Origin of the sequence: Microbacterium sp. NPDC056057, assembly GCF_042266945.1 — a bacterium.
Classification (GTDB): Bacteria; Actinomycetota; Actinomycetes; order Actinomycetales; family Microbacteriaceae; genus Microbacterium; species Microbacterium trichothecenolyticum_C.
Window position 1 is genome coordinate 780,494 of record NZ_JBHJWS010000003.1, and the last position, 14,853, is coordinate 795,346.

Here is a 14,853-nt window from a genome sequence, read left to right on the forward strand (position 1 = left end):
GCCTGGTTCAGGCCGACTCCAGCCCTTCCATGAAGCGTTCGGCGGCCGCCCCGTAGAACGCCGTCTGTGCGGGCGCGCCGCCGATCTCATCGGTGGCCAGGACGACGTCGCACACCACCACGGTGACGTTGTCGTAAGATCCGGCTTCCAGAGCCACCGCCACGCACGCTTCGACCGCCGTCCCCCCGTGCGGGAACTCCAGAAGAAGATCCCGGATCGCGTCATCCGGAACATAGTCGGTGAGTCCGTCACTGCACAGCAGCCACCTGTCGCCGGCCTGCGCATCGTGGGCGGTCACCGTCGCGGCATCGCGTTCGGCCCCGCTCAGCGAGGCGGTGATGATGTTGCGACGGGGGTGGGACGCAGCATCCGTGATCGATACGATCCCGCGGTCGACCAGTGCCTGCACGAGCGAATCGTCCCTGCTCGCCTGCACGAGCTCCCCGTCTCGCAGGCGGTACGCCCGCGAGTCGCCGGTGTGGGCCAGCAGAAGCCCGCCGTCACGGGCAGCGAAGAGCCCGGTGAACGTCGTGGCCATGCCGCTCAGCGACGGATCGCGCTCGACATGGGCGCGGAGGTCCCAGTTGGCCGACCGGACCGCGTCGGCGAGCTGCACAGGCTCGAGCCCGTCCAGACGGCCCGCAGCGAGCCGGTGGATGAATGCCGCCGAGGCGAAATCACCCGCGGGTCCTCGTCCGACGCCGTCTGCCACTGCCGCGCCCCAGGAGGCCGTGAACGCGGCGTCCTGATTGGTCTTGCGGTGCGGGCCGATGTCGGAGCACGCGGCCGCACGCAGATGCGCACGGGGCCCCGTCACAGACGGGTCCCCGTGCGCATCACGCGATATGCCATGCGGGCCGGCGACGCCGGATCAGCGGGCGAAGTAGCCGCGGTAGTACTCGTAGACCCAGCCGACGATCGCGACGACGAAGACGGCGAGGCCGATCGGGAACATCCAGGCGCCGACCGCGAGGCCGATCATGCCGAGAGCAGCCGAGAAGGCCAGGACGATGGGCCACCACGACCACGGGCTGAACTCGCCCAGCTCGGGGTCGCCGTCGTCGATGTCGGAGGTGAGGACGTCCTCGGGCAGCTCGCCGCCCTGGGCGTTGTGCACACGGCCGATGTAGAACGCGATCAGCGCACCCATCAGGGCGGTGAACAGCAGCGCGACGCTCCCGACCCACTCGATGCCGTGGTACCACGGCACGTCGGGGTGGGCGATGATGTTCCACCCGGTGTAGACGACGGCTACCGCCAGGAAGAAGATCGCCAGCAGCCACCAGAGTCCGGTGTTCGTGCGCACCTTACTTCACCTCTCCATCGGCAAGGTCGGAGACCGGGGCTTCGGGGGCGTCCTTCGCGGGACCGACGCCGACCGGGATGCCCGCCTCGGGGTGGTTCAGGTCGAACGCGGGCCGCTCGCTGCGGATGCGCGGGATCGACGTGAAGTTGTGACGCGGGGGCGGGCACGAGGTCGCCCACTCGAGCGATGCGCCGTAGCCCCACGGGTCGTTGACGGTGACCTTCGGCGCCTTGCGCGACGTGATCCAGACGTTGAACAGGAACGGGATCATCGAGGCGCCGAGGATGATGGCGCCGATCGTCGACACCTGGTTCTGCCAGGTCCAGCCATCTGCCTCGGAGTAGTCCGCGTAACGACGGACCATGCCGTCGACGCCCAGCCAGTGCTGGATGAGGAAGGTCATGTGGAAGCCGATGAACAGCATCCAGAAGTGGACGTAGCCGAGGCGCTCGTTGAGCATGCGCCCGGTCCACTTCGGCCACCAGAAGTAGAAGCCGGCGAACATCGCGAACACGACCGTGCCGAAGACGACGTAGTGGAAGTGCGCCACGACGAAGTACGAGTCCGACAGGGCGAAGTCGAGCGGCGGCGACGCCAGGATCACGCCGGTGAGACCACCGAACACGAACGACACCAGGAAGCCGAGCGCGAAGACCATCGGGGTCTCGAAGGTCACCGATCCTCGCCAGAGCGTGCCGATCCAGTTGAAGATCTTCACACCCGTCGGAACCGCGATCAGCATCGTCATCAGGGCGAAGAACGGCAGCAGCACCGCGCCAGTGACGTACATGTGGTGGGCCCACACGGCGACCGACAATGCGGCGATCGCGATCGTCGCGTAGACGAGCGTCTTGTAGCCGAAGATCGGCTTGCGGCTGAAGACCGGGAAGATCTCCGACACGATTCCGAAGAACGGCAGCGCGATGATGTACACCTCGGGGTGCCCGAAGAACCAGAACAGGTGCTGCCAGAGGAGCACGCCGCCGTTGGCCGGGTCGTAGATGTGGGCGCCGAGCACGCGGTCTGCGGCGGCCGCGAGGATCGCCGCGGCGAGCACCGGGAACGCCATCAGCACCAGGATGCTGGTGATCAGCGTGTTCCACGAGAAGATCGGCATGCGCCACATGGTCATGCCGGGCGCGCGCATCGTGATGATCGTCGTGATGAAGTTCACGGCACCGAGGATGGTGCCGAAACCGCTCATGCCGAGGCCGAGCATCCAGAGGTTGCCGCCCACCCCAGGCGAGAACGAGGCGTTCGCGAGCGGCTGATACGCGAACCAGCCGAACGCGGCAGCACCCTGCGGGGTGAGGAAGCCGGAGACGGCGATCGTCGAGCCGAAGAGGAACAGCCAGAAGGCGAAGGCGTTCAGACGCGGGAAGGCGACGTCAGGGGCACCGATCTGCAGCGGCAGGATCGCGTTCGCGAAGCCCGCGAACAGCGGCGTCGCGAACATCAGCAGCATGATCGTGCCGTGCATCGTGAACAGCTGGTTGTACTGCTCCTTGGTCGGGATGATCTGCATCCCGGGCTCGAAGAGCTCGGCACGGATGATCAGCGCCATCACTCCACCCAGGAGGAAGAAGATGACGGAGGAGATGAGGTACAGGTACCCGATCGTCTTGTGGTCGGTGGAGGTGATCCACTTGACGATGATGTTGCCCTTCTGCTCGACGCGCGATGCGCTGAGCAGTGCGGCCTGACGCGGCGGCAGGGTGGTGGGGCGACCCTGCGTCGTCTCCTGGAGCGGAAGCGTCGTCGCCATGATCAGTTGTCTCCCTCTTCGGATCCCTCGCCCTGAGCGCCCGTCCCGGGCGCGTTCTGCAGACGGTCGTAGGCGTCGTTGATGTCACCGGTCTGGCCCGCCTCGCGCAGCGTGGCGAGGTAGTCCTCGTACTCTGCTGCGCTGACGACCTTGACGTTGAACAGCATCATCGAGTGGTACTCGCCGCAGAGCTCGGCGCACTTGCCGGCGTACTCGCCCTCGCGGGTCGGCGTGAAGGACCAGTAGTTGTCCCGGCCGATGTACATGTCCTTCTTGTAAAGGAAGTCGATGATCCAGAACGAGTGGATGACGTCACGCGACTGCAGCTTGATCTTGACCGACTCGTTGACCGGGAGGACGAGGGTCGGCAGCTCGCTGATGACGTCGCCGCGCTCATCGGTCTGTGCCTGGACGCCCATGGTCCAGACGGTCTCGTCGTCGCTGGCGCCGTCGTACTGGAAGTCCCACGACCACTGCTTGCCGATGGCCGTGATCGACACGTCGGGCTCGTCGTACTGCGTCTCGAGGATGGCCTGGTCGCGCGCCGTGAAGGCGAAGAAGCCGACCACGAGGATGAGCGGGACGATCGTGTAGAAGATCTCGATCGGCATGTTGTACCGCAGCTGGACGGGAAGACCCATCTGGCCCTTGCGACGCCGGTAGGCGATCGCCGCCCATCCCATCAGGCCCCACGTGATGACGCCGACGACGAGCAGCACGATCCACGAGTTCACCCAGAGACCCGCGACCATGTCGACGTGGTTGGTGGCCGGCTGGCCGTCTTCGGTGAACCCGGGGAGGAAGCCGTGCAGCTCGGTCGGGGTGCATCCGGCGAGGACTGCAGCCGCTGCGATCCCGAGTGGGAGAACGGCCCAGCGGATACGGCGTTTCGAAGGCACGGTGCACCTTTCCGATCACGAACAGGACTCTCGCCAGTCTAGGGCAACCGCCCAGGCGATTCAGGCCATCCGCTCAGGTTGGATCGTGTCGCAAGGATCAAAAAAGGCGGGCCCGGGCGCTAATCGGAGCGCACGGGACCCGCCGGAAAAGTATCGGATCGTTAGCGATCAGTGGAAGCTGTCGCCGCACGCGCACGACCCGGCCGCGTTGGGGTTGTCGATTGTGAAGCCCTGCTCCGAAATGGTGTCCTTGAAGTCGATCGTGGCGCCGTCGAGGTACGGAACGCTCATGTCGTCGACGATCACCTCGACGCCGTCGAAGTCGACGGTCTTGTCGCCGTCGAGGTACCGCTCGTCGAAGTAGAGCTGGTAGATCAGGCCGCTGCACCCGCCGGGCTGCACGGCCACGCGCAGGCGCAGGTCGTCGCGTCCCTCCTGGTCGAGCAGGTTCTTGACCTTGCCGGCGGCGGCGTCGGTCAGCAGCACACCGTGTTCGCGGGCGGTCTGCTCGGTCGTCAGTGCGGTGTCGGTCATGGCACTCCTCCGGAAGGGCCGCCCCGGATCGATCATCCACTCAGGCGGCGGGATGCGACGATTCTACGCGTGCCCGCTGGCAGAAGGCTCCGGGACCGGCGTATTCGCGCTGATCCCGGAGCCGTCGTGTCACGCCTGCGACGTACGCGCGTCGAGCTTCTCGAGCAGGAGCGCCTCGGAGAGCACGGCGTTGCGGAACGTCTCGAGGTGCAGCGACTCGTTCGGGCTGTGGGCCTTGGCGTGCGGATCCTCGACGCCGGTCACGAGGATCTGGGCGCCCGGGAACTCCCGCACGAGGTCGGCGATGAACGGGATCGACCCGCCGACGCCGATGTCGACGGACTCGACGCCGTAGCCCTCGTGGAGCGCCTCGCGCGCGGCCTCCACGGCCCAGCCCGAGGTGTCGACGAGGAAGGCGTCGCCGTAGTCCTGGTCAGTGAAGGTCAGCTGCGCGCCGAACGGCGCGTGCTCGCGGAGGTGCGCCTCGATGGCGGCGTACGCCTCGCGCGCCGGCTGGCCGGGTGCGATGCGGGCGCTGATCACGACGGCGATCTCGGGGCTCAGCGTGTTCGACGCGTTCACGACGCTCGGCGCGTCGATGCCCGTCACCGTGATCGACGGCTTGTTCCAGATGCGGCTGAGGATCGTGCCGCGGCCGACCGGCGAGACGCCGGCCGGCAGCCCGGCCTCGTCGCGCAGCGTCTCCTCGCTGTACTCCGGGGTCTCGGCATCCCGTTCCTCAAGGCCCGCCACCGCGACCGCGCCGTCCTCGTCCCACAGCGTCGCCAGCAGCGTGACGGTCGCCATCATCGCGTCGGGCACCGCTCCCCCGAACATGCCGGAGTGCGAGGCGTGCTCGAGCGTGCGCACGCGGAGCGTGAAGCGCGTGTTGCCGCGCAGCGACACCGTGAGCGCCGGGGTCTTGGCGTCCCAGTTGCCCGAGTCGGCGACGACGATCACGTCGGCGCGCAGCGCGTCGGCGTTGTCGGAGAGGAACTGGGCGAACGACCGTGAGCCGGCCTCCTCCTCCCCCTCGAAGAACAGCGCGACACCGAGGTCGAAGTCGTCGCCGACACCCTCCTGGAGCGCGCGCAGCGCCGCCAGGTGAGCCATGATGCCGGCCTTGTCGTCCGCGGCGCCCCGGCCGTAGAGCCGGCCGCCGCGGACGGTGGGCTCGAACGGCGAGGACTCCCAGAGCGCCTCGTCGCCGACCGGCTGCACGTCGTGGTGCGCGTAGAGCAGGATCGTCGGGCGGCCGTTGCGGGCGGCGCGCGTGGCGAGAACGGCGGGGTTGCCCCGCTCCCCCGTCTCCGGGATGGCGGCGGTGCGGATCTCCACCGTCTCGAACAGCTCCGTCGCGCGCACGAGCTCGGCGACGGCCTCGGCGCTGCGCTGCACCTGAGCGGGGTCGAACCCGGGGAACGCGACGGACGGGATGCGCACGAGAGTGCCGAGATCGGCGAGGGCGGAGGGGATGCCGGAAGCCGCGGCTTCGCGCACAGCATCCTGTCGGGAGAGCTCAGAGGTCATGCGGGTAATCTTAAGTGCACCCCTTCTCCGCACTCCGAGGATCACCCGTGGCCAAGACACCTGCAGCTCCTTCGTCCAACGACGCACCGTCGGAGGGCACCGTGCTCAACGGCGTCCCCAGCGTCCCCTCGAGCAAGGGCCGCCCCACTCCCTCTCGCGCCGAGCAGGAGGCCGCGCGCAAGCGCCCCCTCGTGCCCGACACCAAGGAGGCGAAGGCACGCGCCAAGGCGGATCTCGCCACCCAGCGCGAGAAGGCCCGCATCGGCATGGCCAACGGCGACCAGCGCTACCTCCCGGCCCGCGACCAGGGTGCGCAGCGCAAGTTCGTGCGCGACTGGGTCGACGCCGGCTGGCACCTCGGCGAGGCGGTCATGCCCGCGATGGTGCTCGTCATCCTCGCGACGTTCCTGCCGATCGCGGCCCTGCAGTACTACGCGTTCGTCGGCCTCTGGATCTTCATCTTCTTCGTCATCGGCGACATGGTCCTCACGTCGATCACGGTCAAGCGCGCCGTCAAGAAGAAGTTCGGCGAAGGCAAGGTCGAGAAGGGCCTCGGCTGGTACGCCGCCATGCGCACCGTCCAGATGCGCTTCCTTCGCCTGCCGAAGCCGCAGGTCAAGCGCGGCCAGAAGCCGGCCTGAGCTTCACCAGACCACGGTTGATCTGCCGCGCCCACAGCGGGCCACGGTAGAGGAAGGCCGTATAGCCCTGCACCAGGGTGGCTCCGGCATCCAACCGCTCCTGCACGTCGGCGGCCGTCTCGACGCCGCCGACCGAGATCACCGCGAAGTCGGCGGGAACCGTCTGACGCAGCAGTCGCAGCACCTCGAGCGCGCGCGCCTTCAGCGGCGCACCGGACAGCCCGCCGTCGCCGGCGGCGGCCACCGTCGCCGGGTCGGTCACGAGGCCGTCGCGCGAGATCGTGGTGTTCGTCGCGATGATCCCGGACAGCCCGGCGTCGACCGCGAGCTGCGCGATCGCGACGATCTCGTCGTCGGGGAGGTCGGGCGCGATCTTCACCAGCAGCGGCGTCGCGCCCGCGGCGTCGCGCACGGCGTCCAGCAGCGGACGCAGCGTCTCGACGGCCTGCAGGCCGCGCAGCCCCGGCGTGTTCGGCGACGACACGTTCACCACGAGGTAGTCGGCGAGCGGCGCGAGCAGCGTCGCGCTGCGGACGTAGTCGGCGGTCGCATCCGCGACGTCGACGACCCGGCTCTTGCCGATGTTGACGCCGAGCACCGTGCGGCGCGAGCGCTTGCGGAGCGTGCGCAGGCGCGCGGCCGCGGCCTCGGCGCCGTGGTTGTTGAATCCCATGCGGTTCACGACGGCGCGGTCCGGGATGAGCCGGAACAGCCGCGGGCGCGGGTTGCCGTCCTGCGGGATCGCCGTGACGGTGCCGACCTCGACGTGGCCGAAGCCGAGGGCGTGCAGTCCTGCCGCCCCCTTCACGTCCTTGTCGAACCCGGCCGCGACGCCGAAGGGCGAGTCGAAGGTGAGCCCCAGCGCGGTCGTCCGCAGCTCGGGTGCAGGCCGGGTGATCGCACGCGCGGCCCACGAGAACGGCGGGACCCCCAGCATCCGTATCACGACCATCGCCGAGTGGTGGGCGGACTCGGGGTCCATGCGCGACAGGACGGTGCGGAAGAGGAGGGGATACATCCCTCCTAGGCTATCCGGTCACTCCGCGGCGGCCGGCGCGCTCTCGTCACGCGCGCGGGTGCGGCCGTGGTCGACACGCAGCTGCTCGATGGCCGCCTCGAAGTCCTCGAGCGAGTCGAACGCCTGGTAGACGCTCGCGAAGCGGAGGTAGGCGACCTCGTCGAGGTCACGGAGCGGCCCGAGGATCGCGAGGCCGATCTCGTTCGCGTCGAGCTGCGACGCGCCCGTCTGGCGGATGCTCTCCTCGACGGTCTGCGCGAGCACCGCGAGGTCGGCATCGGTCACGGGCCGTCCCTGGCACGCCTTGCGCACGCCGGACATGACCTTCTCGCGGCTGAAGGGCTCGATCACGCCCGAGCGCTTGATGACGTTGAGGCTCGCGGTCTCGATCGTGGTGAAACGGCCCCCGCACTGCGGGCACTGACGACGGCGGCGGATGCTGAGGCCGTCGTCGCTCGTGCGCGAGTCGATGACGCGCGAATCGGCGTGGCGGCAGAACGGGCAGTGCATGGCAGAGACAGCCTACGCCGGGAAACCGGGCTCAGTCCTCGAAGCGGGCCGTGATGGCCTCGCCGTGAGCGGGGAGCGCCTCGGCCTCGGCCAGCGTGACGATCGCGTTGTGGACGGCGGCGAGGGCGTCGCGGTCGTACTCGATGACCTGCTGCGGGCGCAGGAACGTGGCGGCGGAGAGCCCCGCGGAGTAGCGGGCCTGTCCCCCGGTCGGCAGTACGTGGTTGCTGCCGGCGAGGTAGTCGCCGAGACTCACCGGCGAGTCCGCGCCGACGAACACGGCGCCCGCGTGCACGAACTCTTCCGGGCGCGGGTGGGCGAGGTGCAGTTCGAGGTGCTCCGGCGCGTACGCGTTGCTGAACGCCGTCGCAGCGGCGAGGTCGTCGACGAGCACGATCGCCGACTGCGGCCCCGCGAGGGCGGCGGCGACGCGCTCGGCGTGGCGCGTCGCGGCGGCGCGGGGCGCGATCGCCTCGACCACGTCGGCGGCGAGCTGCTCCGACGTGGTGACGAGGACGGCGGAGGCCTGCTCGTCGTGCTCGGCCTGGCTGATGAGGTCGACGGCGACCAGGCGCGCGTCGGCGCTGTCGTCCGCGACCACGAGGATCTCGGTCGCGCCGGCCTCGGCATCCGTGCCGACAAGGCCGGCCACGGCGCGCTTGGCGGCCGCGACGAAGTTGTTGCCGGGGCCGGTGACGACGTCGACCGGCTCGAGGCCGAGCGACGCCACGCCGTGGGCGAGCGCGCCGATGGCGCCGGCGCCGCCCATCGCGTACACCTCGGTCACGCCGAGGAGCTTTGCGGCGCCGAGGATCACGGGGTGCACGCGGCCTCCGAACGCGCGCTGCGGCGGAGAGGCGAGAGCGATCTCGGCCACTCCCGCGACCTGCGCCGGCACGACGTTCATGACGACGCTGGACGGGTAGACGGCCTTGCCGCCCGGGACGTACAGGCCGACGCGGCGCACCGGCTGCCACCGCTGCGTCACCCGGGCGCCGGGACCGAGCTCGGTCACCGCCGGCGCGGGGACTTGGGCGGCGGATGCCTCGCGCACGCGCTCGATCGCCTGCTCGAGCGCGGCGCGCACGGCGGGGTCGAGCGTCTCGAGCGCCTCGTCGAGGTGCACGGCCGGGACGCGGATGTCGTGCCCGTCCACGCCGTCGAAGTTCGACGCCTGCTCGCGGAGGGCGATCTCGCCACGCGCGGCGACGTCCTCCACGATGTGCGCGGCCGTCGCGAGGGCCTCTGAGCGCGCCGCCTCGGCACGGGGAACGGTCGCGAGGAGTTCCGCGGGCGTGAGCGCACGCCCGCGCAGGTCGATCGTCCGGAGCATCCTTCTACGGTATCGCGACGCGGATCGGGGTCAGCCGCGCGTGACGCCCGAGACGTCGTGCAGGTAGCCGATGCGCCCGTCCTCGTGACGCACCACGAACACCTCGCCGCGGTCCTCGATGACGAGAGCCCACGCGCTCGGGCCGATGCGGAACACAGGGATGCCGATCTCGTCGACGATGTCGCGCTCCTCCGGCACGAGCGCCCAGAAGGCCTGGTGCTGCGGCGCGGTGGCAGCCGCGGGCTCGACGGTCGAGGAGGGGTTCTCGACGTGCTCGAAGGACTCGCGGGCCTGCACGGGCTCGTTCGGGGCGGCCGCGGCCGGCTCCCCGGCCGGGGTGGGCTGCTCGTCGATCGGGATCACCGTCGTGGCGAAGTCGTCGTTCGCCGCGGCCTCGGGTGCAGCGGATTCGAGCGTCTCGCCCTCGGGCGCAGCCGCGGCACCGGCGGGCGCGTACGACGTGTCCTCGGGCTCACCCTCGGCCACCGGCGCGGCGCCGGCGGGCGCGTACGGCGTGTAGTCGGGCTCTGCCTCGGCGGCCGGCTCGGGGCGCACGGGTGCCGGGCGCGCCGCCACCGGCCGCACCGGACGGGCACTGCGGTGCGCCGGCACCTCGGGGCGCCCGCGGAAGTCCTGGGCGAACGGGCCGATGAACGGCGCGGCCACGGTGAGCACGACGCCGGCGAGCATGAGGAAGAACTCCACCCACACGACCCACGAGGCGAGGAAGATCTGCCCCACAGACAGGCGGACGAACGAGTTCCACAGCAGGGTCAGCCAGAGCACCGTGGCGACGGAGAAGGCGACGGACGCGAACTGGTCGATGCCGAGGGATCCGACGCGGCGGATGCCCTGCGGTGACAGACGGCGGAGCACGATGAGGAACACCGCGATGGTCGGCACGCCGATCATGAGAACCCAGTCGATGCCGCTGGTCCAGACGGAGGGAGCGGACTCGAACGGGCCGTAGATCGGGAAGAACGACACGACGAACGCGACGATCCACGTGCCCGCGAGGGCGACCTCGCGGATGGAGAACGGCCCGACACCGTACTGCGGCGGCTCTTCGGTCGCGACCGCCTCGTCGATGCTGGCGTCCTGCTTCTCGTCCGTCACGATGTTTCCTTCCGGCGAGCTCCCGAGGCCCGCGTCGACCTGATATTACCCACGGCGCATGAGACGCCGATGAGACGGCGCGACGCGCGGCGACCTGCGCCGGCGCACGCGCGCCCTGCTGTCATCCCAGGCACTGCGGCCCGAGAAGACCCTTGAGCTCGCCGTACAGATCCGGGGTGATCCGCACGGTGTGCGGCACCTCGAACACCTTCGCCACCGTGCCGCTGTGGAGCTTGAGCGACACCTCGGTGTCGCCCGCATGGCGGTTCAGGGTCTGCAGGAGCTCGCCGACGAGCGCCTCGCTCGCGCGCCGCTCGGGCACGATCAGCACCAGGGTGCTGGATTCGTCCATGCTGCCCAGGTCGGGCGAGAACGCGGACTGCGCGTGGAGGTTCATGCCGTCGTCGCGCCGCGAGACGCGGCCGCGCACCACGAGGATCGAGTCAGCCTGCAGCATGTGCTGGAACTCGGTGTAGGTCTTGCCCATGAACATGACCGTGATCTCACCGTCGAAGTCCTCGACGGTGATCATGCCGTAGGGGTTGCCGCTCTGCTTGGCCACGCGGTGCTGGACGCTCGTGACGAGACCGGCGATCGTCACCTGATCGCCGTCGCCCACGTCCTCCGACGCCAGCAGGTCGTGGATGCTCGTCGAGGCGTGCTTCGCGAGCGGGATCTCGAGGCCGGCCAGCGGGTGGTCCGACACGTAGAGACCCAGCATCTCGCGCTCGAAGGCGAGCTTGTCCTTCTTGGTCCACTCCGGCCGCTCGGGCACCTTCGCCGCCTGCTGGGGCTCGTCGTCGCCCCACAGCGAGTCGAAGTCGAAGCCGACCTCGCCATTGGCCTCGCGACGCTTGTCGAGCACCGCCGCCTCCGTCGCGTCCTCATGGATCTCCATGAGCGCGCGCCGTGTCGACCCCATCGTGTCGAACGCGCCGGCCTTGATGAGCGACTCGACCGTCCGCTTGTTCGCCACGTGCACCGGCACTTTGGAGAGGAAGTCGTGGAAGCTCGAATAGGTCGCCTCCGCCCGCGCGGCGACGATGCCGTCGACGACGTTCGCGCCGACGTTGCGCACCGCACCGAGGCCGAACCTGATGTCTTCGCCGACGGCCGCGAAGTAGCGGATCGATTGCCCGACGTCGGGCGGGAGCACCTTGATGCCCATGCGGCGGCACTCGTTGAGGTACACCGCCATCTTGTCCTTCGAGTCGCCGACGCTGGTGAGGAGGGCGGCCATGTACTCGGCGGGATAGTGGGCCTTCAGGTACGCCGTCCAGTAGGAGACGAGTCCGTACGCCGCGGAGTGCGCCTTGTTGAAGGCGTAGTCCGAGAACGGCAGGAGGATGTCCCACAGAGCCTGGATCGCGGCATCGCCGAAGCCGCGCTCCTTCATGCCGCCCGAGAAGCCCTCGTACTGCTTGTCGAGCTCGGACTTCTTCTTCTTTCCCATCGCGCGGCGCAGGATGTCTGCTTGGCCGAGCGAGAAGCCGGCGACCTTCTGCGCGATCGCCATGACCTGCTCCTGATAGATGATCAGGCCGTAGCTGATGTCGAGGATGTCTTTCAGCGGCTCCTCGAGCTCCGGATGGATCGGCGTCACCGGCTGCAGGCCGTTCTTGCGCAGCGCGTAGTTCGTGTGCGAGTTCGCGCCCATGGGACCGGGGCGATACAGCGCGATGACGGCCGACACGTCTTCGAAGTTGTCGGGCTTCATGAGCCGCAGGAGCGATCGCATCGGCCCGCCGTCCAGCTGGAACACGCCGAGCGTGTCGCCGCGCGTCAGCAGATCGTACGCGGGGCGGTCGTCGAGCGCGAGGTGCTCGAGGTCGAGCTCCTCGCCGCGGTTCAGACGGATGTTGTCGAGCGCGTCCGAGATGATCGTGAGGTTGCGCAGCCCCAGGAAGTCCATCTTGATGAGGCCGAGGGTCTCGCACGACGGGTAGTCGAACTGCGTGACGATCTGGCCGTCCTGCTCGCGGCGCATGATCGGGATGATGTCGAGCAGCGGCTCGGACGACATGATCACGCCGGCGGCGTGCACGCCCCACTGCCGCTTGAGGCCCTCGAGCCCGAGCGCGCGGTCGAACACCGTCTTCGCCTCGGGGTCGGTCTCGATCAGCGTGCGGAACTCGACTGCTTCCTTGTAACGCGGATGCTGCGGGTCGAACATGCCGTCCAGCGGCATGTCCTTGCCCATCACGGCCGGGGGCATCGCCTTGGTGAGCCGCTCCCCCATGCTGAACGGGAACCCGAGCACACGGCCGGCGTCCTTCAGGGCCTGCTTCGACTTGATGGTGCCGTACGTGACGATCTGCGCGACGCGCTCGGAGCCGTACTTCGCGGTGACGTAGTCGATCACCTCGCCGCGGCGACGGTCGTCGAAGTCGACGTCGAAGTCGGGCATCGAGACGCGGTCGGGGTTGAGGAAGCGCTCGAAGATGAGGCCGTGCTCGAGCGGGTCGAGGTCGGTGATCTTCATCGAGTAGGCGACCATCGAGCCGGCACCCGAGCCGCGGCCGGGACCCACGCGGATCCCGTTGTCCTTCGCCCAGTTGATGAAGTCGGCGACGACGAGGAAGTACCCCGGGAAGCCCATCTGCAGGATGATGCCGGTCTCGTACTCGGCCTGCTTGCGCACCTTGTCGGGGATGCCGCCCGGGTAGCGGTAGTGGAGGCCGCGCTCGACCTCTTTGATGAGCCAGCTGTCTTCGGTCTCGCCGTCGGGCACCGGGAACCGCGGCATGTAGTTCGCCGCGGTGTTGAACTCGACCTTGCAGCGCTCGGCGATCAGCAGCGTGTTGTCACACGCCTCGGGGTGGTCGCGGAACAGCTGCCGCATCTCCTGCGCGGTCTTGATGTAGTACCCGTCGCCGTCGAACTTGAAGCGGTTCGGGTCGTCGAGCGTCGAACCGGACTGCACGCAGAGCAGGGCGGCGTGCGCGTCGGCCTCGTGCTGGTGTGTGTAGTGGGAGTCGTTGGTGGCCACCAGCGGGATGCTGAGGTCCTTCGCGAGCCGCAGGAGATCCGTCATGATGCGGCGCTCGATCGAGAGACCGTGGTCCATGATCTCGGCGAAGTAGTTCTCTTTGCCGTAGATGTCCTGGAATTCGGCGGCCGCTGCGCGGGCCGCGTCGTACTGCCCCAGCCGCAGGCGCGTCTGCACCTCGCCCGACGGGCAGCCGGTCGTCGCGATGAGCCCCTTGCCGTACGTCTGCAGGAGCTCGCGGTCCATGCGCGGCTTGAAGTAGTAACCCTCCATGCTCGACAGCGAGCTCAGCCGGAAGAGGTTGTGCATGCCCTCGGTGGTCTCGCTCCACAGCGTGGTGTGCGTGTAGGCACCGGAGCCGGAGACATCGTCGCTCTTCTGCTCGGGCGTGCCCCACGCCACGCGCGACTTGTCGCTGCGGTGGGTGCCGGGCGTGACATACGCCTCGAGTCCGATGATGGGGTTGATGCCGGCGGCCTGAGCCGCGCGGTAGAACTCGAAGGCGGCGAACGTGTTGCCGTGGTCGGTGACGGCGATCGCCGGCATGCCGTACTCGGCCGCCGCCTGCGTCATCGCCCCGATCTTGGCCGCTCCGTCGAGCATCGAGTACTCGCTGTGCACGTGCAGATGGACGAAGGAATCGGATGCCACGCATCGAGTCTAGGTTCGGCCGCCGACACCGGCCGCGGCATCCGTCGTGAGTCGCGGACTCCTGCCACGAGGTCCCTTCACCCTCGACTCGAGGGTGAAGGTCGGGAGCCTCAGAAGTCCTCGTCGAGGGCGTACTGGCGCTGCCACGACTCGGGGCGGTCGATCCCGAGGCCGTACAGGTAGCGGATGAGCTGGCCGTGATGCTGCGTCTCGTGCTCGAGCAGCGCAAGGGCGTAGGTGAGGGATGCCTCGTCCTCGGCGTCGAGCCCCGTGATCCAGTCGCCGACATCCGAAGAGGTCTGCACCAGCGCGGCGCGGAGGGCCGCGGCATCCGTCGTCTCGTCCGCCGTGACGGGGCTCGTGAAGCCCTGCCACTCCCCCGCCTTCGCGGCACGCGGGTAGCTCTCGCGCGCCCCGAGGACGCACCAGAGCTGGTGTCCGACCGTGTCGGAGGGGAGGTCGGCGAGGTGCGAGCCCAGCTGCTCCGCCGAGACCGCGTCGACGAAGTCGAGGTAGAGGGTGTTCGCGCGGGAGAAGCGGCGGCGCAGGAGTTCGTTCACG

The 14,853-nt window shown here is 69.1% G+C and carries 13 protein-coding genes; 1 reads left to right on the forward strand and 12 read right to left on the reverse strand.

Features of this window, described 5'->3' with window-relative positions:
• Positions 1–7: 7 nt before the first annotated feature.
• The 6 genes from ACFC1K_RS15630 to ACFC1K_RS15655 all read right to left on the reverse strand — a co-directional run bounded on the left by ACFC1K_RS15630 (position 8) and on the right by ACFC1K_RS15655 (position 6,034).
• Positions 8–817, reverse strand: a complete 810-nt coding sequence (locus ACFC1K_RS15630) for a PP2C family protein-serine/threonine phosphatase (protein ID WP_375872291.1) — start codon at positions 815–817, stop codon at positions 8–10.
• 54 nt (positions 818–871) lie between these two features.
• Entirely contained in the window at positions 872–1,306 is a 435-nt protein-coding gene (locus tag ACFC1K_RS15635) for a cytochrome c oxidase subunit 4 (RefSeq protein ID WP_375872292.1), read from the reverse strand.
• 1 nt (position 1,307) lies between these two features.
• The gene (ctaD, locus tag ACFC1K_RS15640; protein ID WP_045298929.1) at positions 1,308–3,071 is read right to left on the reverse strand and encodes a cytochrome c oxidase subunit I; all 1,764 of its coding nucleotides are present in this window, start codon (positions 3,069–3,071) and stop codon (positions 1,308–1,310) included.
• A gap of 2 nt (positions 3,072–3,073) precedes the next feature.
• The gene (gene coxB, locus ACFC1K_RS15645; protein ID WP_045298931.1) at positions 3,074–3,970 is read right to left on the reverse strand and encodes a cytochrome c oxidase subunit II; all 897 of its coding nucleotides are present in this window, start codon (positions 3,968–3,970) and stop codon (positions 3,074–3,076) included.
• Between the two features lie 168 nt (positions 3,971–4,138).
• Positions 4,139–4,504: an iron-sulfur cluster insertion protein ErpA gene (gene erpA / locus ACFC1K_RS15650; RefSeq protein WP_310290364.1), complete on the reverse strand. Its 366-nt coding sequence runs from the start codon at positions 4,502–4,504 to the stop codon at positions 4,139–4,141.
• Between the two features lie 129 nt (positions 4,505–4,633).
• Complete coding sequence (locus ACFC1K_RS15655; protein WP_375872293.1) at positions 4,634–6,034, reverse strand: dipeptidase; 1,401 nt, start codon at positions 6,032–6,034, stop codon at positions 4,634–4,636.
• Between the two features lie 47 nt (positions 6,035–6,081).
• Between ACFC1K_RS15655 and ACFC1K_RS15660 the strand changes: the two genes are divergently transcribed.
• Positions 6,082–6,675, forward strand: a complete 594-nt coding sequence (locus ACFC1K_RS15660; protein ID WP_375872294.1) for a DUF3043 domain-containing protein — start codon at positions 6,082–6,084, stop codon at positions 6,673–6,675.
• Here the strand turns inward: ACFC1K_RS15660 and ACFC1K_RS15665 are convergent.
• From ACFC1K_RS15665 to ACFC1K_RS15690, 6 genes are all read right to left on the reverse strand, one after another.
• A complete protein-coding gene (locus tag ACFC1K_RS15665; RefSeq protein ID WP_375872295.1) occupies positions 6,650–7,693 on the reverse strand; it encodes a quinone-dependent dihydroorotate dehydrogenase in 1,044 nt (347 codons plus the stop codon). The two genes, ACFC1K_RS15660 and ACFC1K_RS15665, sit on opposite strands and share 26 nt — an antisense overlap.
• An 18-nt stretch (positions 7,694–7,711) precedes the next feature.
• Positions 7,712–8,203 (reverse strand): transcriptional regulator NrdR, encoded by a 492-nt coding sequence (gene nrdR, locus ACFC1K_RS15670; RefSeq protein ID WP_310290355.1) that lies wholly within the window; start codon positions 8,201–8,203, stop codon positions 7,712–7,714.
• A 31-nt stretch (positions 8,204–8,234) separates the two neighbouring features.
• Positions 8,235–9,536, reverse strand: a complete 1,302-nt coding sequence (gene hisD / locus ACFC1K_RS15675; RefSeq protein ID WP_375872296.1) for a histidinol dehydrogenase — start codon at positions 9,534–9,536, stop codon at positions 8,235–8,237.
• A 30-nt stretch (positions 9,537–9,566) separates the two neighbouring features.
• Complete coding sequence (locus ACFC1K_RS15680; RefSeq protein WP_375872297.1) at positions 9,567–10,652, reverse strand: hypothetical protein; 1,086 nt, start codon at positions 10,650–10,652, stop codon at positions 9,567–9,569.
• Between the two features lie 121 nt (positions 10,653–10,773).
• The gene (dnaE, locus tag ACFC1K_RS15685) at positions 10,774–14,244 is read right to left on the reverse strand and encodes a DNA polymerase III subunit alpha (RefSeq protein WP_375872417.1); all 3,471 of its coding nucleotides are present in this window, start codon (positions 14,242–14,244) and stop codon (positions 10,774–10,776) included.
• A gap of 158 nt (positions 14,245–14,402) precedes the next feature.
• Entirely contained in the window at positions 14,403–14,852 is a 450-nt protein-coding gene (locus tag ACFC1K_RS15690; RefSeq protein ID WP_375872298.1) for a DinB family protein, read from the reverse strand.
• Position 14,853 lies beyond the last annotated feature (1 nt).

Coding starts and splice junctions, on each gene's coding strand:
- hisD (WP_375872296.1), bottom strand. CDS start 9,536: ATGCTCCGGACGATCGACCTGCGCGGGCGTGCGCTCACGCCCGCGGAA.
- ctaD (WP_045298929.1), bottom strand. CDS start 3,071: ATGGCGACGACGCTTCCGCTCCAGGAGACGACGCAGGGTCGCCCCACC.
- erpA (WP_310290364.1), bottom strand. CDS start 4,504: ATGACCGACACCGCACTGACGACCGAGCAGACCGCCCGCGAACACGGT.
- dnaE (WP_375872417.1), bottom strand. CDS start 14,244: ATGCTCGACGGAGCGGCCAAGATCGGGGCGATGACGCAGGCGGCGGCC.
- ACFC1K_RS15665 (WP_375872295.1), bottom strand. CDS start 7,693: ATGTATCCCCTCCTCTTCCGCACCGTCCTGTCGCGCATGGACCCCGAG.
- nrdR (WP_310290355.1), bottom strand. CDS start 8,203: ATGCACTGCCCGTTCTGCCGCCACGCCGATTCGCGCGTCATCGACTCG.
- ACFC1K_RS15655 (WP_375872293.1), bottom strand. CDS start 6,034: ATGACCTCTGAGCTCTCCCGACAGGATGCTGTGCGCGAAGCCGCGGCT.